This is a genomic window from Streptomyces sp. MB09-02B (genome assembly GCF_033794485.1).
Lineage (GTDB): Bacteria > Actinomycetota > Actinomycetes > Streptomycetales > Streptomycetaceae > Streptomyces.
The window spans coordinates 1-1,734 of the sequence record NZ_JARGEE010000809.1; the positions used below are offsets into that span (position 1 = coordinate 1).

Genomic DNA, 1,734 nt, shown 5'->3' on the forward strand with positions numbered 1-1,734 from the left:
GATGGGCACCTTCGGCAGCTACCCGCTGAGCATCCTCCCGAAGGCCGCGCCCGCCGCGTCTCCTGTCTACCGACAGGTCCAGCTGACCTTCTTCCCGGTCAACGCCATCGGCGACCTGGTCGTGGCCGTCGGTCTGTTCGTCGCCGCGCTCCAGCGCAGCTCGCTGGACTGGACGGCGGGCCGGATCACGTACGTGGTGGCCGGTGTCCTCGGCGGCATGCTGGTGGAGGCCGCGCTCTTCACGGCCCTGGCCGCCGCCGCGTTCCACTTCCCGGCCACGTCGTACTGGAGCCAGTGGCTGGAGGAGCTGATGGGCACCTTCGGCAGCTACCCGCTGAGCATCCTCCCGAAGGCCGCGTCCGCCGCGTTCACGTTCGTCGTACCGCTCGCCTTCACCGCCTACTTCCCGGCCGGCGTCCTGACCGGCCACGGAGACGCGATGGGCGTACCGGAGGCGCTTGCCGTCGCCTCACCCGTCATCGGCCTCACCGCGTTCGTCCTGTCAAGGCTGCTGTGGAACTGGAGCCTCAGCAAGTACACGGGCGTCAACGGGTAGAGAAACAGGGTGGGTTGAGGGAGTGGAGTGGAATGGAGCGGAGTGGAGTGGGGAGTGGCGTCGGAGGGGGGCGGGCGGTCGGTTCCGGTGTCACTTCAGCCGCGTCGCCAACCCGTCCAGCACCCGGTCCAGGCCGTACTGGAACCCTTCCTCACGGGCCGCCCGGGGATCCGTGCCGCGCTGTTCGGCGTAACCCTCGCGCAGCAGCGGATAGTCCTGGGCGGCCTCCTCGGCGGCGGGCCACAGTTGTTCGACCATGCTCTGTTCGTCCTGGCCGCTGCGGGCGAGGACGTTGAGCCAGGCGGCCTCGCTGGTGGCCGTGCCGGTGACGTACGCGACGACCGTGGTGAGCGCCCGGTCGGCCTCGTCGGCGGGGAACCCGGCGGTGGTCAGCAGCCTCAGCATGGCCTCGGAGACCCGCATCCAGTTCGGGCCGAGGTAGGACATGCCCAGCTCGCCGAGTACGGAGGCGAGCCACGGGTGGCGCAGGATCGTGGTGCGCAGGTTGTGGGCACAACGCGCGGTATCGGTACGCCAGTTCGTCGGGTCGGGAGTGGTGGTGACCTCGATCTCGCCGTAGATCTCGTCGACGGCCAGCTCCAGCAGCTCGTCCTTGTTGGCGACGTGGCGGTAGAGAGAGGTCGCACCGGCTCCCAGGCGGGCGCCGAGCTTGCGCATGCTCAGCGCGTCGATGCCCTCCTCGTCGAGCAGCCGCAGCGCTTCGGCGACGATCTGCTCCCGGCTCAGCGCGGGCTGCTCCCGCCCGGTCCGGGGCCGGGTCCAGACCGACTGGAACCCCTCCTGCTTCCTGACCGGCTTCTCGGGTGCCATGGGGCGCGTCTCCTCTGCCTGATGCCTGATGCCTGATGCCTGATGCCTGATGCCTGATGCCTGTTTGACCTGCGGATGTACCTGCGGACGTACCTGCGGACGTGCTGCCGATGTCCTGCGTACGTCTGCGTACGGCTGCGCACGTCTGCGTACGACTGACGCGACCAGCGTACGGTGTGCGCAGCCCGCTCCCCTCCCGGAGGTCAGACCTCCGGTACGCGTCGGAACATCCCCGCCACCGCCAGCTCCTCCTCGATCCGACCCACCGCGTCCCGCAGCTCGGGCAGGACCTCCCCCACGCACTCCTCGACCGACCGCCGGCTGCTGTGCATCGCGACGTTGACCGC

2 protein-coding genes are annotated in these 1,734 nt (G+C 69.6%); one reads left to right on the plus strand and one right to left on the minus strand.

The window, feature by feature from the left end:
• On the plus strand, positions 1 to 556 hold a 556-nt coding region (locus P1P70_RS44250; protein WP_319248100.1), incomplete at its 5' end, for an ABC-2 family transporter protein.
• A gap of 90 nt (positions 557 to 646) precedes the next feature.
• On the opposite strand, the gene P1P70_RS44255 is transcribed toward P1P70_RS44250, so the two are convergent.
• Positions 647 to 1,387 (minus strand): TetR/AcrR family transcriptional regulator, encoded by a 741-nt coding sequence (locus P1P70_RS44255; protein ID WP_319248102.1) that lies wholly within the window; start codon positions 1,385 to 1,387, stop codon positions 647 to 649.
• Positions 1,388 to 1,734 lie beyond the last annotated feature (347 nt).